Consider the following 1,454-nt stretch of genomic DNA (forward strand, 5'->3'; position numbering starts at 1 on the left):
ACTACGAGAACTAACAATCCTAGTATAACAACTATTTTTTTCATATACTCTTCTCCTAAAAAAAGTCCTCTCTCTAAAATTAATTTTTTTAAGGAGTCTAGTTTAAAAAGAGGCTTTTGATATATAATTTATGAGATTTGAATCACAATCAAATCTTGTTTAAGCTCAGGGATTAACCTGATAGAAATATCTTTCACGAAAAACATTTCTATCAAGTAAGGGCTTTACATGTAAAGCCCTTTTAATACTATATATTTAGTATTTTATTTAGAATTTGTAAATAACGTTAATACGTAACTCTTGATTATCATTTTTATCTACATCATGATCTTCATCTTCATAAATAACAGTTGTAGATAATCCTTTAAGAGCGCCACTAAATTGATATGTAGCAAACAGAGACAACCAATCTGCTTCATCAGCATCATTAGCATAATCTACATCAACATAACGCGCATTTATTTTTAAACCATACTCTTTAAAATTATAACTAGCGCCAAGTGCATACTGTTCAGATTCGTTGTACTCACCAGCATCCATTTTAGGAGATGTAAAAATCAATGGTTTAGTCCCATGTCCTGCAACTGAATATCTTGCTGTTCCATCTTCTACTTCTGCATATGCTGCATATGTATCAAATCCTCCTATACCACCACCTAGTTTTAGACCATAGAAACTTGCATCTTCTTTTGCGCTATCATCATAGTTTGTATCATCATATTGAACAGCTGCATTAAATCTAAAGTTATTTATTTTTCTTGCATATTTTGCATCAACATAGATAATATCAAAATTATCTTCTACAACACCATACGCAGCAGTAAGAGTTGTATTTGGTAAAGAAGAGTTTTTTACACCAAAAACATAACTATTTTCATCTATCTTGAGACCATTCTCATCCTCAAAATCAGCTATATCTCCACTTCCATCAACCCTATTTTGGAATTTAGTAACGTATGCTGCATATAGTGTTGTATTAGGAATAGCTTTACTTACTAATGTTGCACCTTCAAAAGCTTGTTTAATAATACGTGAACCACTACCAGCAAGAAGTGGCATTTTAATAAATTGGCGACCTACTTTTAATGTTGTTTTATTTATTGTATATGATAAGTATGCTTCTGATAGTACAGCACCTGGTCCCCACATATCAGTTTTAAATGCGTCTTTACCGTCTTCATCAACAAATGGTGAGTTAGAAGATTGGAAACTAAAGCCTGTTCTAAATCCATAAAAAGAGTCTGTTACATAATTAAGGTCTACTCCAAAGTTTAGGATATCTCCTTCTACTGTACCTGTACCTTTTTCACGATCCCAGTAATATGCTCGTATATCACCTTTTAATTTACCATTTTTAAAACTATCTGCCAAATTATCAGCACCAAACGCCACTGTGCCCATCGCCATAACTGCTGCTAGAGACAAGTTAAGTAATTTCATAATCTTCCCTTTTT

At 32.5% G+C, this 1,454-nt stretch carries 1 protein-coding gene; it reads right to left on the minus strand.

Translation table 11 applies throughout. The features are described from left to right. Positions 1 to 267: 267 nt before the first annotated feature. Positions 268 to 1,440 carry an OprD family outer membrane porin gene (locus tag K354_RS0113595; RefSeq protein WP_024956016.1) on the minus strand — a complete coding sequence of 391 codons (1,173 nt, stop codon included), beginning with the start codon at positions 1,438 to 1,440 and terminating at the stop codon, positions 268 to 270. Positions 1,441 to 1,454 lie beyond the last annotated feature (14 nt).

This window comes from Sulfurospirillum arcachonense DSM 9755 (assembly GCF_000597725.1).
GTDB classification, from domain to species: domain Bacteria; phylum Campylobacterota; class Campylobacteria; order Campylobacterales; family Sulfurospirillaceae; genus Sulfurospirillum_A; species Sulfurospirillum_A arcachonense.